At 48.2% G+C, this 16,824-nt stretch carries 14 protein-coding genes; 5 read left to right on the top strand and 9 right to left on the bottom strand.

Annotated features, from left to right (window positions below; translation table 11 throughout):
* Positions 1 to 13: 13 nt before the first annotated feature.
* Positions 14 to 1,243 (top strand): pyridoxal-phosphate-dependent aminotransferase family protein, encoded by a 1,230-nt coding sequence (locus tag L4D79_RS10850; protein ID WP_428651185.1) that lies wholly within the window; start codon positions 14 to 16, stop codon positions 1,241 to 1,243.
* Positions 1,244 to 1,346: 103 nt separating this feature from the next.
* Here the strand turns inward: L4D79_RS10850 and L4D79_RS10845 are convergent, their stop codons facing one another.
* The 7 genes from L4D79_RS10845 to L4D79_RS10815 all read right to left on the bottom strand — a co-directional run bounded on the left by L4D79_RS10845 (position 1,347) and on the right by L4D79_RS10815 (position 8,084).
* On the bottom strand, positions 1,347 to 2,486 hold the full coding sequence (locus tag L4D79_RS10845; protein ID WP_428651182.1) for a glycerate kinase: 1,140 nt from the start codon (positions 2,484 to 2,486) through the stop codon (positions 1,347 to 1,349).
* A 66-nt stretch (positions 2,487 to 2,552) separates the two neighbouring features.
* The gene (locus tag L4D79_RS10840; RefSeq protein WP_428651179.1) at positions 2,553 to 3,440 is read right to left on the bottom strand and encodes a 2-hydroxy-3-oxopropionate reductase; all 888 of its coding nucleotides are present in this window, start codon (positions 3,438 to 3,440) and stop codon (positions 2,553 to 2,555) included.
* 17 nt (positions 3,441 to 3,457) lie between these two features.
* On the bottom strand, positions 3,458 to 4,240 hold the full coding sequence (gene hyi / locus L4D79_RS10835; protein ID WP_428651176.1) for a hydroxypyruvate isomerase: 783 nt from the start codon (positions 4,238 to 4,240) through the stop codon (positions 3,458 to 3,460).
* A gap of 89 nt (positions 4,241 to 4,329) precedes the next feature.
* On the bottom strand, positions 4,330 to 6,069 hold the full coding sequence (gcl, locus tag L4D79_RS10830; RefSeq protein WP_428651174.1) for a glyoxylate carboligase: 1,740 nt from the start codon (positions 6,067 to 6,069) through the stop codon (positions 4,330 to 4,332).
* A gap of 73 nt (positions 6,070 to 6,142) precedes the next feature.
* Complete coding sequence (locus L4D79_RS10825) at positions 6,143 to 6,628, bottom strand: ureidoglycolate lyase (protein WP_428651171.1); 486 nt, start codon at positions 6,626 to 6,628, stop codon at positions 6,143 to 6,145.
* 395 nt (positions 6,629 to 7,023) lie between these two features.
* A complete protein-coding gene (locus tag L4D79_RS10820; protein ID WP_428651169.1) occupies positions 7,024 to 7,521 on the bottom strand; it encodes a peptidylprolyl isomerase in 498 nt (165 codons plus the stop codon).
* A 71-nt stretch (positions 7,522 to 7,592) separates the two neighbouring features.
* Positions 7,593 to 8,084, bottom strand: coding sequence for a MarR family winged helix-turn-helix transcriptional regulator (locus L4D79_RS10815; RefSeq protein ID WP_428651166.1), 492 nt, complete (start codon positions 8,082 to 8,084; stop codon positions 7,593 to 7,595).
* Positions 8,085 to 8,175: 91 nt separating this feature from the next.
* On the opposite strand from L4D79_RS10815, the gene L4D79_RS10810 reads away from it, so the two are divergent.
* On the top strand, positions 8,176 to 9,381 hold the full coding sequence (locus L4D79_RS10810) for a multidrug effflux MFS transporter (RefSeq protein ID WP_428651163.1): 1,206 nt from the start codon (positions 8,176 to 8,178) through the stop codon (positions 9,379 to 9,381).
* Positions 9,382 to 9,463: 82 nt separating this feature from the next.
* On the opposite strand, the gene L4D79_RS10805 is transcribed toward L4D79_RS10810, so the two are convergent.
* Entirely contained in the window at positions 9,464 to 10,903 is a 1,440-nt protein-coding gene (locus L4D79_RS10805; protein WP_428651160.1) for a sucrose-specific PTS transporter subunit IIBC, read from the bottom strand.
* Positions 10,904 to 11,325: 422 nt separating this feature from the next.
* On the opposite strand from L4D79_RS10805, the gene L4D79_RS10800 reads away from it, so the two are divergent.
* The 3 genes from L4D79_RS10800 to L4D79_RS10790 all read left to right on the top strand — a co-directional run bounded on the left by L4D79_RS10800 (position 11,326) and on the right by L4D79_RS10790 (position 15,721).
* Positions 11,326 to 12,315 carry a LacI family DNA-binding transcriptional regulator gene (locus L4D79_RS10800; RefSeq protein ID WP_428651158.1) on the top strand — a complete coding sequence of 330 codons (990 nt, stop codon included), beginning with the start codon at positions 11,326 to 11,328 and terminating at the stop codon, positions 12,313 to 12,315.
* 173 nt (positions 12,316 to 12,488) lie between these two features.
* A complete protein-coding gene (locus L4D79_RS10795; RefSeq protein ID WP_428651154.1) occupies positions 12,489 to 14,135 on the top strand; it encodes a glycoside hydrolase family 32 protein in 1,647 nt (548 codons plus the stop codon).
* A gap of 251 nt (positions 14,136 to 14,386) precedes the next feature.
* Complete coding sequence (locus L4D79_RS10790) at positions 14,387 to 15,721, top strand: ferredoxin reductase family protein (RefSeq protein ID WP_428651151.1); 1,335 nt, start codon at positions 14,387 to 14,389, stop codon at positions 15,719 to 15,721.
* Positions 15,722 to 15,856: 135 nt separating this feature from the next.
* Here the strand turns inward: L4D79_RS10790 and cscK are convergent, their stop codons facing one another.
* The gene (gene cscK, locus L4D79_RS10785; RefSeq protein WP_428651148.1) at positions 15,857 to 16,783 is read right to left on the bottom strand and encodes a fructokinase; all 927 of its coding nucleotides are present in this window, start codon (positions 16,781 to 16,783) and stop codon (positions 15,857 to 15,859) included.
* Positions 16,784 to 16,824: the final 41 nt, after the last annotated feature.

Here is a 16,824-nt window from a genome sequence, read left to right as displayed (position 1 = left end):
GAGCCCGCAATCAATGACGATTAACAATGAACTTTTTGAAACCCTAAACCCACCACAGCGCTTACTGATGGGGCCGGGTCCGATCAACGCCTACCCTCGTGTCCATCAGGCTTTATCCAGTCAGCTGATCGGTCAGTATGACCCGGCAATGACGGAATACATGCGTCAAACCCAGCAGCTATACCGCCAACTATTTCATACCCAAAACCCTGAAACGCTACTCATTGACGGGACCGCAAGGGCGGGCATCGAAGCCGTATTGGTTTCTATTCTTCAACCAGGCGACAAAGTATTGATCCCTGTGATCGGCCGATTTGGCCATTTGCTGTGCGAAATAGCCCAGCGCACCGGTGCCGAGATCACCACCATTGATGTTGAGTGGGGCAAGGTCTGTGATCCTCAGCAAGTGGAGGACGCAATCAAGCGTGTTAAGCCAAAATTGCTGGCAACCGTTCAGGGTGATACGTCAACAACCATGAACCAACCACTGGCTGAAATCGGCGAAATTTGTCAACGCCATGATGTGCTTTTCTATTGTGATGCGACAGCGTCGGTTGCCGGTAATGACCTATTCGTTGACGACTGGCACCTTGACGCGGTTTCCGTCGGACTCCAGAAGTGTTTGGGCGGTCCATCCGGTAGCGCACCACTCACCCTGAGCCCAAAATTTGTCGAACAGATTAACCGCCGTAAACATATTGAAAAAGGGATCCGTGCCCAGCACCATGTGGACGGTGACGAGACGATGATCCAATCAAACTACTTCGATTTACCCATGATCCTCGACTACTGGGGTGAAGAAAGGTTAAACCACCATACCGAAGCCACCTCAATGCTCTATGCCGCCCGAGAATGTGCTCGGATCTACCTTGAACAAGGTCCAGCGAATGTCATTGCCCGCCATAAGCAAGCGGGCGATGCAATGGCAGCCGGCCTGCAGGCCATGGGCTTATCGCTATTTGGCGATCAAGACTACAAGATGAACAATGTCGTTGGTGTCTATATTCCAGATTTGGTTGATGGTGAGAAAGTTCGCCAAGAATTATTGACTCGTTTCGGTATTGAGATAGGGACGTCATTTGGCCCGCTTCAAGGTAAAATTTGGCGTATTGGTACCATGGGGTATAACGCCCGCCAAGAAGCCGTTCTTCATACACTTGCAGCACTTGAAGCTGTACTGCTTAAACATAAAGCGCCAATACACCTTGGCGCGTCCGTCGCAACGGCGATGGAATATTACTGATCTCAGCTGGGCCTATTGCCATCTTGAAATATAAAAGTGCCACCGTTTAAGGTGGCACTTGGTATGTTTGTCGTGCAGTGTAATTAATTTGCTGTCCTTACAATTAATCAGACTGATTCACCATCATTCCTGACACCTGAAAGGCTGTTAGTGTTAAGTTTTCAGCACCCCCGGCTAAAGCTTGGGATAAGGTGCACGGTTTAGACAAAATCGAGAAACACGCCACGATACCGACTTGACGCAATGCATCACAGCCATCACCTAATGAACCAGCCAGAGCAATGGTCGGGATACCCATTGAGTGGGCTAATTTGGCTACACCTGCCGGTGTCTTGCCACCAAGTGTTTGTCCATCCACTCTCCCCTCACCAGTGATAACCCAGTCGGCCCCTTGCAGCTTTTCCGCAAGTGACACCGTTTCTGATACAATCGCGATGCCGGATTTCAACTCAGCTTGCATGAACGCCAACAAAGCGGCCCCCATCCCCCCAGCGGCGCCAGCACCAGGGACATTAACCACCTGACACCCTAACTTTTCATCAATACAACCAGCATACCGTGCCAATGCCAGATCCAGTTGCTCCACAACGTCAGGGGAGGCGCCTTTTTGAGGTCCAAAAATGGCTGAAGCGCCACGCACGCCAACCAATGGATTATCAACATCACATGCCGCCACAACCTCAACGTCCGCCAGGCGAGGATCCAAGCCCTCCATATCAATGTCCGCTATGCGCGCTAACTGGGCGCCGCCATGACCAATGGGGTAGCGGTACTTATCGAGGAACCTAACCCCAAGCGCCTGCATCATCCCCACTCCGCCATCATTGGTCGCACTACCGCCAATCGCGACGATCAACCGTTTGGCTCCGGCGTCTAGCGCAGCAGAGATTAACTGGCCTGTCCCGTAACTGGTGGTCAATCGGGGATCTCTCTGCTCCGGGGTTAATAGCTCGATCCCCGAGGCTCGCGCCATTTCGATCACCGCAGTCTCACCGTCACCCAGCATGCCGAATTGCGCTTTCACCTGCATATCCGGCAATGGTCCCATCACCATCACCGCTTGGCGATACCCATTCGTCGCGTCCACTAATGCATCCAAAGTGCCTTCCCCGCCATCCGCCATCGGTACGCATACCACCTCACTGGATGGTAAACGCTGGGTAATACCTTTTTTTATCGCTCGGCACACTTCGGCAGCACTTAAACTTTCTTTGAATGAGTCAGGGGCAATGACAATTTTCATCCGTTTTCTCCTTTCTAAACACACTCTCAAAAACCACAACGGGCACCTTAGTGCCCGCTGATTTGGTTAGCCTCGGATAGAGTGGTTACTCATGTGCTCAAGCGCTTTGATCATCGCTGAGTGATCCCATCCACTTCCATCTAGAGCAGCACAAGTATTAAACAGCTCCTGCGCGGTCGCAGTGTTAGGAAGGTTTAGTTGCAGCTCACGCGCGCCAGTAAGCGCAAGATTGAGATCTTTTTGGTGCAGCTGGATACGGAAGCCCGGATCAAACGTCCCTTTAACCATACGCTCACCATGTACCTCAAGGATTTTTGAAGAAGCAAAGCCACCCATTAAAGCCTCACGGATTTTGGCTGGGTTCGCGCCAGCTTTTGAAGCGAACAATAGCGCTTCACCGACAGCTTCAATGTTCAATGCGACAATGATTTGATTAGCGACCTTGCAAGTCTGGCCATCACCGTTCCCCCCAACCAGAGTGATATTCTGTCCCATCACCTCCAGCAGCGGTTTCACTTGTTCAAAGATGTCATCACGACCACCGGCCATAATGGACAACGTACCCGCCTTTGCGCCCACTTCACCACCAGACACTGGCGCATCGATATACCAGGCTCCGAGATCTTCAACTTTCTGGGCAAACCCTTTTGTTGCCATTGGCGAGATAGAGCTCATATCTACCACCACCTTACCGGCAGCCAGCCCTTTGGTGATACCGATGTCAGAAAACAGCACGTCTTCAACCTGAGGGGTATCCGGTACCATAGTAATGATCACCTCAGCAGCTTCTGCTACAGCGGCAGGGGTTGGGCAAGCGAAGCCTTTCTCTCCCAGTAATTCAGCGGGCGCTGGCTCAAAATGTTCAGAGAAGTACAAGGTATAACCTGCATCCTGCAGATTCTTTGCCATAGGCTTACCCATGATCCCCGTACCAATAAATCCGATATTTTTCATCCTATTCTCTCCCTTCCTTAAACTAGATTAAATTCTTTCAGCCAACCCAGACCCGCCTGAGTACCATTCGCTGGAACGTATTCGCACCCTACCCAACCGCTGTAACCGATAGTGTCGAGGTGGGCGAGTAAAAATGGGTAATTAAGCTCACCCGTACCCGGCTCGTGACGACCAGGATTGTCGGCCAACTGGACATGACCAATGTGGTCTAGATTCGTTTCCAGCGTACGAGCAATATCGCCTTCCATGATTTGCATGTGGTAAATGTCATATTGATAACGGATATTGTCAGAGCCGACATCTTCCAGTAGGCCTAGCGCCATCCGGGTATTGGAGACAAAGAAGCCAGGAATATCACGGGTGTTGATAGCTTCAATAACAAAAGCGATGCCCGCGGCTTCTAGCTGTTCATTGGCAAACCGTAAATTATCAACAAGTACCCGGTAAGCTTCATCATCTGTTACATGATCCGGCTTGATACCAACCAGACAGTTCACCTGGCCACAGCCCAACGCTTTGGCGTACTCGATGGCCTTGGCAACACCAAAGCGAAACTCTTCAATGCGGTCAGGGTGGCATGCTATGCCACGCTCTCCTGCGGCCCAATCACCGGCAGGTAAGTTAAATAGCACCTGCTGCAAGCCGGTTGCTTCCAACTTCGCTGCAATCTCATCAGCAGGGAAATCGTAAGGGAAAAGATATTCGACACCACGGAAACCCGCCTCTGAGGCGGCTTGGAAACGGTCCATAAAATCAAGCTCGGTAAAAAGCATTGATAGGTTCGCTGCGAGTTTTGGCATAATTCATGCTCCTAGGTGCTGTGGCATCTCAGCCACAGCAAATTCGAAATAAAATCTGATATTGGTCGATGTAACTTCGCTTGAATGACTTACAGGTCGACGGTTTCTTCAAACTCCATCACCTTGTCGATATCAGGCCCCATCGCTATGTTGGTGACACGCTCGGTCAATACCTCAACCACTACGGGTACCTTGTACTTCTGCAACCATTCTTTCGCCTGCTCCAGCGCAGGACCGATGTCTTGCGGCTCATCGACACGAATAGCCTTACAGCCAAGTCCTTCAACCACGCGCTTGTGGTCAACACCGTATTCTTTTACTTCTGGAGCATTCTGATTTTCAAAAGAAAGCTGAACACAGTAATCAATGTCGAAGGCTCGCTGGGCCTGACGGATAAGGCCCAAATAGGCATTGTTAATAAGTACATGGATATACGGCAGGTTGAACTGGGCCCCCACTGCTAGCTCTTCAACAAGGAACTGGAAGTCGTAGTCTCCGGAAATAGCGACTACCGGTTTGGACGGATCTGCCTTTACAACCCCCAGAGCAGCAGGCATTGTCCAGCCTAACGGACCGGCCTGGCAGGCATTAATCCAATGCCTTGGTTGGTGAACATGGAGAAACTGGTTAGCCGCAATCTGCGCCAAGCCGATCGTCGACACGTATCTTGTCTCAGGGCCGAATGCTTTATTCATTTCATGGTAAATACGTTGAGGCTTAACAGGAGTGCAATCAAAATCCTCACGGCGCAGCATCGTACGCTTACGTTCAGCACAGCTAGCAACCCATTCAGTTCTGTCTTTCAGATCGCCATTGGCCTTCATCTCTTGAGCCACTTCGATGAATACCGACAGCGCATCGTGCGCATCAGAAGCAATGCCAAGATCGGGTGAGAAAACCCGGCCAATTTGAGTCGGCTCGATATCAACATGAATAAACTTACGCCCTTTGGTGTAGGTATTCAGATCCCCCGTATGGCGGTTCGCCCAGCGATTACCGATACCAAACACAAAGTCAGATTCAAGGTAAGTGGCATTGCCGTAACGATGATTAGCCTGACAACCCATCCTGCCAGTCATCAATGGGTGTTCATCAGATAATGTGCCCCATCCGCGCAGGGTTTGGATAACCGGCACATTGACCAGCTCAGCAAACTCACGCAGAAGATCAGAGGCATCGGCGTTGATAATCCCGCCACCGGCAACCAAAACAGGTTTGTCAGCCTCGTTTAGCATTTCCAACGCTTTCTTGGCCTGAGCCTTAGTGGCCGATGTTTTTGATGGCACAATGGGCTCATAGAGATCAATATCAAACTCAATCTCTGTCATCTGCACATCGATAGGCAAATCCAACAGGACCGGGCCGGGGCGGCCAGAGCGCATTTCGTAAAACGCCTTTTGGAAAGTACCCGGCATCTGGCCTGCTTCTCGAATCGTGACCGCCATTTTCGTTACAGGCTTGGCTATCGCTTCGATATCAACAGCTTGAAAGTCTTCTTTGTGAAGCTTAGCCACAGGCGCCTGCCCAGTGATACAGAGAATTGGAATAGAGTCTGCTGATGCCGAATATAGGCCCGTGATCATATCCGTTCCCGCCGGGCCTGATGTGCCGATACAAAGGCCGATATTACCAGGTGCTGTACGGGTATAACCCTCAGCCATATGAGATGCACCTTCAACATGCCGTGCTAGCACATGGTCAATCCCACCTATTTTTTTAAGAGCTGCATACATTGGATTAATGGCTGCACCAGGGACACCAAATGCCGTGTCCACGCCTTCCTTTTTTAGAATTAATACTGCCGCTTCAATTGCTCGCATTCTTGCCATAATTGTTTCTCCGCCTGAGGATAGATAAATTTTTCCACCCTAATCAAATAGGATTTATCTAAATTAAAAATATTTAAAAGCTGATGGTATAATTGGAGGATAATTTCTTAACAATACAGTTATCTTCACCCGCACGGTCTATCGTCAAAAAATCTGTTTCTTGATTTTTTGCAAATAACAAATAATGCCAAACATTACGGTGATAATTTACACCTTGATTTCCATTCGTGATAAATGCTCGTAATGTCGATTCATCAATATTTTCATCACCCTGGGCAACAATAACAATAAAACGTTCACCATTTAGAGGAAAGAAAGCTTGGCTTCCTTTAGGGTGCTTTTCCAGTAAATCAAATGAAAGGCTATTATCAAAACCTGCCGCACGTACAATACTAATCAAAGGCTTTGACGCATCTGACACATCAATGGCACCAAGGCCATGAAAGCGCTGTCCTGAACGATTGTTAATATAAAAAAAATCGGCGTTATCCGTTTCAATCACATCACCGAAAGGGGCAAACGCCTCTTTCGTGAGAGGCTCTACTGTTAGTTCTCGCATAATTAAAGTTACCTAATATAATTGCCAAATTAATTTAAAGGGTTAACCGTTATTAAACGACAAACAATCATCCCCGATATATTCCCTTCTCTGAGGGTAATAAAAACAGAGAATCAGGTTAAAATACTTGAGCTAGAGCACACTTTTTTTTCTCACCATTTTTTTCAAACAATATAGAAATGATTGATAAAAAAATTTATTAATAGATTATTTAGCTCTTAAATCTTAATTAAACAAACGGTAATTTAAAGTTAAAAAAATTTTAATATAGAGGGGCAATAGAAAACAAAAAAGGGGTTAAAACTAAACAACTTAAGTTTATGAGGCGTTTGAATTGCCGAATTATTGATAAAAAAAACCACCCAAGACGGTGGTTTTTTATATCCAGCTTGAGATTATGACTCTTTGATCGTCACTTTCTCGATAATAATGTCGTCCAGTGGTACATCTCCGTGACCAAAGCGGGTCATAGTCAGAGCCTTACCGATGTTGTTAACCACCATCATGCCGCCAGTGACTTTACCAAATACGGCATAGCCCCAACCTTGGTTGGTGGTTGACGTGAAATCAAGAAAATCGTTGTCTTCCAAGTTGATAAAAAACTGCGCCGTCGCCGAATGTGGTGCATCGGTACGGGCCATCGCAATGGTACCGATTTTGTTTTTCAGGCCACGGTTGGCTTCATTAACAATCGGATCGCGGGTCGGCTTTTCCTTCATACCCGGAAGGTGACCGCCACCTTGGATCATAAAGCCGTCGATAACACGGTGGAAAATAGTCCCTTCGTAAAAGCCATCCTTACAGTATTGAAGGAAGTTCTTGGAGCTGACTGGTGCTTTATCGAAATCCAGTTCAATTTCGATATCACCAAAGTTTGTCGTGAAAATAATCATAAAAATATCTTAGCTAGATGTGCGTTGCGGGCAGTATACAAAGCTTAGCGGATACCGCAAACATTAACGCCCTACTCCCAAGCTGTCAGCATTTTGGCCAATAAAACGTCCAACTGTTGCTGCTCTTCTTTCGATAACACTTTCAACTTATCTTGATTGCTAGTATGTAGCTTTTGAATGATGTCATCGATCAGCACTCTACCTTCTCCAGTCAGTTGAACCAATTTACTGCGTTTGTCCTCGGGATTATCAATCCGCTTAACCAAACCAGCCTTGGTAACCCGAGTCAGCACTTTGGTTAGCCCACCAGAGCTTAGCAACATCGAACTGTACAGCTCTGTCGGCGACAGACAAAACGGAGCGCCTGCCCGCCTCAATGTTGCCAGTACGCCAAAATCAGCACTTTGCAGCTGATATTGCTCTATCACTTTCGCCAAATCCTGCTGAAGATAATCATGTATCCGGTGGATACGTAGAATCGGTGGTGAATATTGTTCAAACGATTCAGGCCAATTTTCTTTGATGCTTTTCAATATATTAGCAACGGTTTCTTGTTTCGCCATCGGTCTACTCCTTCCTAATCCCCTAAATATATCTTGCTGGAAAGATAAATGCCATATAGTATCTTTCTAGAAAGATAAATAAGAGAGTTCTATGAATAAACACATTCCTACATCCTTACTGCTATTACTCGCAGCCGTTTTTGCCCTTTCCCCTTTTGCGATCGATAGCTACCTGCCCGCGATCCCGATCATTGCAAGTGATCTGGGCGTTAACACATCACTGGTAGCCGTTACCGTCAGTATTTATGTCCTCGGAATGGCCATTGGCCAGCTCATCGGGGGACCGTTATCAGATAGGTTAGGCCGTAGACCCACCATGGTGGCAGGCCTATTACTCTTTGCCGTCGGCAGTTTTATGATGGCCGGGGTCGAATCACTGGAAATGCTATGGACATGGCGAGTCGTGCAGGCATTTGGCGGCGGGATTGCTGTAGTGGGTGTACCGGCAACGATTCGTGATAATGCCGTTGGCAAAGAAGCGGCCCGGCTATTTTCACTCATCGCACTGATCATGATGCTAGCCCCTTCCATTGCGCCAACGGTAGGAACACTAATTTTACGCACCCAAAGTTGGCCTTGGATCTTCTATCTGCTGTGCTTTCTTGCCGTTATGGTGGCGCTGAACGCGATGGTGGTCATGCCAAAAGCAAAGCCAATAAAAAAGGCAAAAGGGTCTGGCGGTTACCTCTCCGTTATCAAAGAGCGACGCGCACTAGGATATCTCCTAGCACAGGCTTTCGGCTACGCAGTGTTAATGACCTTCATTACCAATGCGCCATTTGCCTATATCGAGCACTTTGGGGTAACAGCTGAATTGTTTTCCGGCCTGTTTATCGCCAATGTTGTCGGTATTGTGATCGTCAACCGAACCAATACTTTTTTACTGCGCACCTTTGAACCTGCGGCCTTGTTAAAGATATTCCTTGGCCTACAACTTACCGGTGGTCTGGTACTTATTGCGAGTCAGATCATTGCACCAAATAACTTATGGTTCGCCGTTACTGGGTTCGTACTGTCGATTGCAGCAAACGGTGGGATCATGGCCAACTCAAGTGCCTGTTTCATGCGCTACTTCGATAAAAATGCAGGGGTTGCATCTGCCCTGCTAGGCGCGGTGCAATATGGCATCGGCGCTACTGTCAGCGCGTTAGCGGCTATGCTGGGTGGAGCCTCACTGTGGCCAATGATCATCGCGATGGCTGGTTCAACCACGATTGCACTCACCGGCGCAATTATCGGTGCGCGCTACGAGGCCTGTGACAATGATGACATAGAGTCGCTAACCCAAGCGTCGTGACATAAAAGAAAAGGGTGAGCTGTTATCGCTCACCCTTCCCAGCTATATCTCTTCCTCTCTCATCGCTAAGTTACCTAATGTATTAAACAACTACCGCTTCAGGTGCTGATTTTTTTTGTTTTAGGCCCAGCAAAATAGTCAAACTAAATGCAACCCCGAAAGAAATCACCATACCAAAGATGTAGTACATCGCTGAATTAGGATCGATTGAGATAATGCCCGGTAAACCTGCCGCACCCAATGCCGTTGCTTTTACCTTGAACAAAGTAATAAATGCACTTGCTATTGCTGCACCAATGATGGCTGCAATAAACGGATAGCGGTATTTCAGGTTAACACCAAACATCGCAGGCTCGGTAATCCCCAGCAGCGCCGTCACACCCGATGGCATAGCGATCCCTTTAGCTTTGCTGTCTTTAGTTGTTAAACCAAATGCTAAGCAAGCGGCACCTTGAGCGATATTGGACATCGCTGCAATTGGGAAGATAAAGGTACCACCAGTAACAGCAATATCCGCCAATAGTTGGGTTTCAAAAGCGATAAAGCTGTGGTGCATACCCGTAATAACAAACGGTGAATACACCAAGCCAAACAAACCGCCACCAATAAAGCCCGCCGATTCATATAGCCAGTTAAGTCCATCACCTAAAAGGAATCCAGCATCACGAGTTATAGGGCCAACGAGGGTAAAGGTCAGGAAACCAGTAATAAAAATCGCCAACATCGGCGTTAGCAAGTTATCCAAAACCGATGGGATCACTTTGCGCAGACCATTTTCAATCTTGGCAAGAATGAAGGCAGAGACCAGTACCGGCAATACCGAACCTTGATAACCCACTTTCTCGATCTCAAAGCCAAAGATGTTCCATACTGGAATATTACCGCTCACGCTGGCGCCACCAAATCCCCAACCGTTGAGCAAATCTGGATGAACCATCAACATACCCAGCGCCGCTCCGAGGAATGGGTTACCACCAAACTTCTTCGACGCCGAGAATGCCAGCAAAACAGGCAAGTAAACAAAAGGGGCGTTGGCAAAGGTGTTGATCATCGACGCTAAGTCGGCCATGCCCGGGTAGGCTTCAATCAATGACTGACCATCAAGAAACAAGCCTTGTGCCGTCAACAGGTTGAAAATACCCATCAGCAAGCCACCTGCGACAATGGCTGGGATGATTGGGACAAAGATATCGGACAAACCTTTCACTGCACGCTGCATAATGTTCTGCTTTTGTGCACCGGCAGAGGCCACATCTTTGGTCGACATCTCGGTTTGGCCGGTCTCTGCTGTCATCGCGGCATACACTTGATTGACGATACCCGAGCCAAAGATCACCTGAATTTGTCCGGCAACCTGAAACTGACCTTTTACCCCTTCAATATCATCGATTGCTTTCAGATCGGCTTTGCTTTCATCATGTAAGGCCAAACGCAAGCGCGTTGCACAGTGTGCTGCTGCTGCAATGTTGTTTTTTCCACCCAGCTTTTCAATAAGTTGCTTGGCTATAACCGGAAAGTCCATCTTTCTACCCTCGTCGCGAGTGCTCTTCACGCTCAGAAATTTAAATTCCACCCTCAGCAAGCTTGCTGTTATGGGTACACGGTATACCCAAATGACTTCATAATTCTAGGTTCAGCGAGAATCTTGAAGGTACTTGGCTATATACAATCATTGTTGTTCCTGGGGGCCGCTCACATTGCAAGCCCATTTTAATCAAGTTTCATCAACTTGAATTTATTTTCGGGAACGTTACCGAAATAGTTTTCCCGATCGAGTAAGGCAGCGTCAAGCTTTGCTTCTTTGAGTGTGAGGACGATCGATGAATATCGCTAAACACCAAGCATAAACGTGATCAAAGTCACCATAAGTGGCTAATCCAGAGCGCAATGATTGCAAAGCATCCCTAATTTGCAGGATCATCTTGGCTAACCAAGGAGTTATTTATGGCAAGCCTACACGATGTAGCCCGACTTGCCGGGGTATCGAAATCGACGGTTTCCCGGGTGATCAACGACGAATATGGCGTTAAAGAAGCCACAAAAATCAAAGTAAAACGTGCGATTGAAGAGTGCGGTTATGTAGTCAATCAAGTGGCCAAAGATCTAAAATCCAATAAAACCAACCTGATAGGCATCATTGTCCCACGAGTAGCCTCTAATGCCACCTCACAGGGCGTTGATGGATTAAGCGAAATCTTCGAACAGGCTGGTAAGCAGGTACTGCTGGCCAATAGTCGTTTGGAGGCAGGCAAGGAACTGCAATATATCGAGCTGTTCAACCAGAAACGGGTTGAAGGTATCGTGATGTTTGCCACCCACATCGATGATGAGCTGGTCGCCGCTATTAAGCGTTCCAAGGCACCTGTGGTTTTGATAGGACAGGACGGCTCTAGCTTCAATATTCCAAGCGTTGTCCACGATGACTACCGTGTGGGCTATTGTGCTGGTGAGTTTTTGAGTCAAGCTGGGTGCAAACATGTCGGCTTCCTTGGAGTGCAAAGCGATGATATTGCCGTTGACCAACAACGCTTTGATGGCTTCTCTGCCGCCTTGGACCATATGGGCGCCAAACCGCCAAAATTCCATAGCCAAGGGCAGTTTTCAATCGCCTCTGGACGTCAGGAAATGGCTGATATTTTATCAAATAATCAAGAGGTTGACGGGGTTTTCTGTGCAACAGATCGCATCGCTATCGGTGCCATGCAGGCCATTGCCAAAGCTGGACTTCAAGCCGGTATAGACATCAAGGTGATCGGTGTTGGTAACGACGAAATGGCCTCTGTTGTCACACCGTCCCTTTCGACCTTTGCCTATGGCTTTGAGCCTGCCGGCAACAATGCGGCGAAAATGCTGCTGGAAATCATCGAGCAAGGCCGCAGCCAAGTCTCCAAACTGGTGCTGGGTTTTGACTGGGTTCCACGCGAGAGCGCATAAGTTTCCACACACATTCCCATCTCTTTTCATGCCATAAAACGCGATCGAACGCACAATTTTCTTCATAAAGGGGAGTAAATCCACCGCTCCCCTTGCGTTTATTGCTGCATTTTCTGTATTTTTGGAACGTTCCCGAAAATTAACGAGCAAACACTGCTTAAGGCCTCACATCCATGATACTGACAGACATCCTTGCTGCTTGCGGCGGCCCAAATAACCTGTTGCGTGCACTTCGCGTCGATCAACAGGTAATTCTGGAACTAAAGGACCCGGCGCTTCGCTCCGACCTCGCACGTGTGTTGCCATTCCACAGCAAACTCAACCAAGTATTATGGACTCCAGAAACACCGTTGAGCAAAGCCGACTGGGCGCAGTTCGGCCGTATTATCGAGCATAACCAGCGCCTACAACTCGCGGATGTCAGTGAGACCACGCCATCTCAGCACCGTCCTCTATGGCATATTGCCCCACCTCAGGGCTTGCTCAACGACCCTAACGGCTTCATTTTCCACAATGGTAAATATCACCTTTTCTATCAGCTCTACCCTTTTGCTTGCGAACACAAAGACAAATACTGGGCGCATGTCACCAGTACAGATCTGGTGAATTGGCAAAGCCAACCTATGGCTCTGTTCCCGTCTGATTGGTTCGACAGCCATGGGGTATTTTCCGGCCACGCTGTCAGCACTGAAGAAGAACTGATGCTGTTCTACACTGGCAACGTCCGTATCGGCGAGCAGCGTGAGCGCATCACCACTCAGTGCCTTGCCTCCTCAAAGGACGGCATCCATTTCACCAAGCACGGCCCAGTGATTGACAGCCTGCCCCCCTTAGTGACGCCGCATTGCCGCGATCCGAAACTGGTCAGAAATGGCGATCACTGGCTAATGCTATTGGGAGCCCAGCAAGAAACAGATAAAGGGCAGCAACTTGGCCGGTTGGCTCTATACCGTTCAGATGATTTACGCCAATGGGAGTTTATTTCTTTGGCAGGCGATGAATTCAACAACTTCGGCTATATGTGGGAATGCCCAGACTTGTTCGAACTCGGTGATCAGCTAATTGGCATCATCTGCCCACAAGGTATTGATGACCAGAGTGAGTTCCATAACATCCCCCACCATAACGGTTATTTTAAAGCCTCCTTAAATGCCAATGACCAACTTGGCTTGTCCGATTTTCGGACCTTGGACTACGGTTTTGACTTTTATGCGCCACAATCGACAGAAACACCAGATGGCCGCCGGCTGATGATCGGCTGGATGGGCCTACCGGATGAAATAAACCAACCAAGTGTTGAAGACAAATGGCTCCACCAGCTCACTTGTCTACGTGAACTGTCGTGGCAAAACAATACTCTGTATCAGCAACCTGCACGCGAACTGCAGCAACTTCGGGGCGAAAAGCAGCGTTTTAACCTAGCGAGCCACACTGAAAATTCTTCACTGGATCTCGGCAGTAAAAGCTTCGAACTGCAAACAACCTTACCTTGGCCTGTATCGGGGCAAACCACGTTACGCGTGATAGACAACGGCAGCGAGTACTGCGACATCATTCTTGACGCCGATAAGCTGCAGATCCGCCTGGATCGCTCTAATGCCCAGCCCACTGATGGGGAAACCATCCGTGAACTGCCTTGGCCAAACCAGCAAGATGTTGAATTGCAGCTACTGACCGATCATTCTTCGTTGGAGCTGTTTATCAACCAAGGTGAATTTGTCATGACAGCCCGTGTGTTTACCGCGGCAGATGCCACCGCAATCCGCCTACTAAGCGACGAGCCTATTTGTATAGACGGTACAAGTTGGCTTTTAGGTTAAGGACAAAGGCGATAGTAAACACTCTTTACTCAAATGCGATTATTCCTACTCCCTAAGGCATCTCAATATCCTTATTAACCGCTCCGTGCCAGTTGCCCCAACTGGTACGCTTTTGCTAATGGTCCTATTTCAGGCTTGCTAACTTCCAGACTTCACCTGATTGGCTGCAACAGACAATTCGATTTGCCAATTTTCCGTTAATGGTATTTAGTCTTAGAGGAACTCGTTAAACCCATAGAGGGTTACCACCGATGAAGAATATCAAGATAGTGTTCATAGTTGGTCTACTGTTACTTACGATTTTATGGATGCTGGCCGATACTTTTGTCCCAACGCCTTTCAATTACTTCACCTTTCGCTCAGTTTTTATTCAGTACTCAGGCTTCATTGGCATTGCAGTGATGAGTGTATCCATGTTGCTGGCGACCAGGGTGAAATGGTTAGAGCCCCTCTTCAATGGGCTGGATAAGATGTATCGTCTTCACAAGTGGCTTGGCATTACCGGTCTGGTGTTGTCGGTTCTTCACTGGTGGTGGGCGCAGGGCACCAAATGGATGGTTGGCTGGGGATGGTTAACCCGACCAGAGAACAAGGGGCTAAGCGTTGAGACAATGCCTCAGTTGCAACAATGGTTACTGGACCAACGTAGTTTGGCTGAATCGATTGGAGAATGGGCATTTTATCTGACTGTGATCCTGATTATTTTGGCGCTGCTAAAATCATTTCCTTATCACCTATTTCTAAAAACTCATAAATGGCTGGCGATTGTCTATTTACTATTAGCATATCATTCGATCGCGTTGGTTAAGTATGACTATTGGTCCCAGCCCGTTGGCTGGCTGATGATAGTATTGCTGATGACTGGATCAGTGTCCGCCTTGGTTGTGCTTACCGGGCAAATTGGCCGCAGCCGTAAAGTACAAGGAGAGATTATTTCACTGACTTCCTACCCGGGAGTTCGGGTCATCGCTAGTACTATCAAGCTTAGCCCGGGTTGGTCCGGGCATAGACCAGGACAGTTTGCATTCGTCAGTTCCAAAAAATCCGAAGGGGCTCATCCATATACTATTGCATCAGCCTGGAGTGAGCAGGAATCCAGTTTAACCTTTATTGTCAAAGAACTTGGTGACTGGACCGGGCAGTTGAGTCAATGGCTTAAAGTTGGTATGCCAGTTTCTGTTGAGGGGCCTTATGGTTGTTTCGACTTTAAAGATAAAGGCAACCGCCAGATATGGATTGGGGCAGGCATTGGAGTGACGCCTTTTATTGCGAAGATGCAACATCTGTCGAAAGAACGTGGAAGTCGCGAGGTAGATTTCTTCCATGTCACGGCTGACTATGATCAGGCTGCTATTGATAAACTTAAGGAAACGGCTAAGAAAGCTAATATCAGATTACATATCACAGTTACCCCAAAAGATGGCCGTTTAACTCCAGATAAAATCCGCACCATTGTTCCTGACTGGCAGAGCGCCAGCTTTTGGTTTTGTGGTCCATCAGAATTTGGCAGCGCGCTGCAAAATGATTTCGTCCAACATGGACTGTCACCCTCTGACTATCATCAGGAGCTGTTTTCCATGCGCTGATTAGCAAACGATATATCCCAGCTTACTTAGTGTCCCAAAATGAGTTGGATGACTGTGAATAACAGAAAAGGACCTCGCCATAGCGAGGTCCTTCTACAACATCGCCAACTGATGATTGGATACACCGCTGTACCTTTATTCCGTCTGGTACGCAGCCAACTGCTCAGCCGATGGCAATGCGGTCATCGCTCCTTTGGCGGTGGTCGCTAGTGCACCGCAGGCATTGGCCTGTTTGATAATATTGAGTAATGTGTCTTTATCTTGCCAATTATCAACCGATACTAAGCCCGCCAGTAGCCCACCAACAAAGGCATCACCTGCTCCAGTCGTATCAACTGGGTTGACCGGCTTACCGGTTACTAGCTGTTGCTCACCGCCCAGGGCCACCAAGGCACCTTTCTTGCCTTGGGTCACAATGACCAAAGGTAGCGCGTAATTGGCCTCGATGTAAGCTAACGCGGCTTGTAAGTCAGCCTGATCGGTGAGGAACAACAACTCATCATCAGAGAACTTCACCACATCAGAGAACGCAACCGCTTGCATGACAACAGATTGAAGCTCAGCTGGGTTAGCCCAAACTTCTTCGCGTAAATTAGGATCAAACGAGACATAACCACCAGCGGCTTTAATCGCTTTCATGGCATCCAGCGTGGTGGAGCGTGAAGGCTCATTGGCCAAAGCAATCGAGCAGGCATGTAACCACTCCCCTTTAGCAAAAGCAGGCACATCATCGAGCGATGTAAATTGATCGGCACTTGGTTTCACCATAAAGGTAAAGCTGCGCTCTCCCTCGTCATCCAGGTCAACAATAACGGTTGAAGTGCGGTGTTCACCATCCAGTGTCATACGGTCGGTATTCACCCCCTCATCAGACAAAACCTGCTTCATAAAGCGACCCAGCGGATCTTGGCCAACACGACCGAAAAATGCAGTGTCACCACCAAGACGGGCAATACCTACTGCAACATTCGCCGGCGCGCCACCTGGACATTTCAAATATGTCCCTTCCCCTTCAGGAATAAGATCAACCACCGCATCGCCTGTGACCCATACTTTTGCCATTATCATATCTCCTAAAGATTCATCTGCGGCAATTATTGCTA

Origin of the sequence: Photobacterium satsumensis, from assembly GCF_050336935.1 — a bacterium.
GTDB classification, from domain to species: Bacteria; Pseudomonadota; Gammaproteobacteria; order Enterobacterales; family Vibrionaceae; genus Photobacterium; species Photobacterium satsumensis.
Note: the sequence above shows the minus strand (reverse complement) of the source record. Positions and strands in the feature narration are given on the sequence as shown.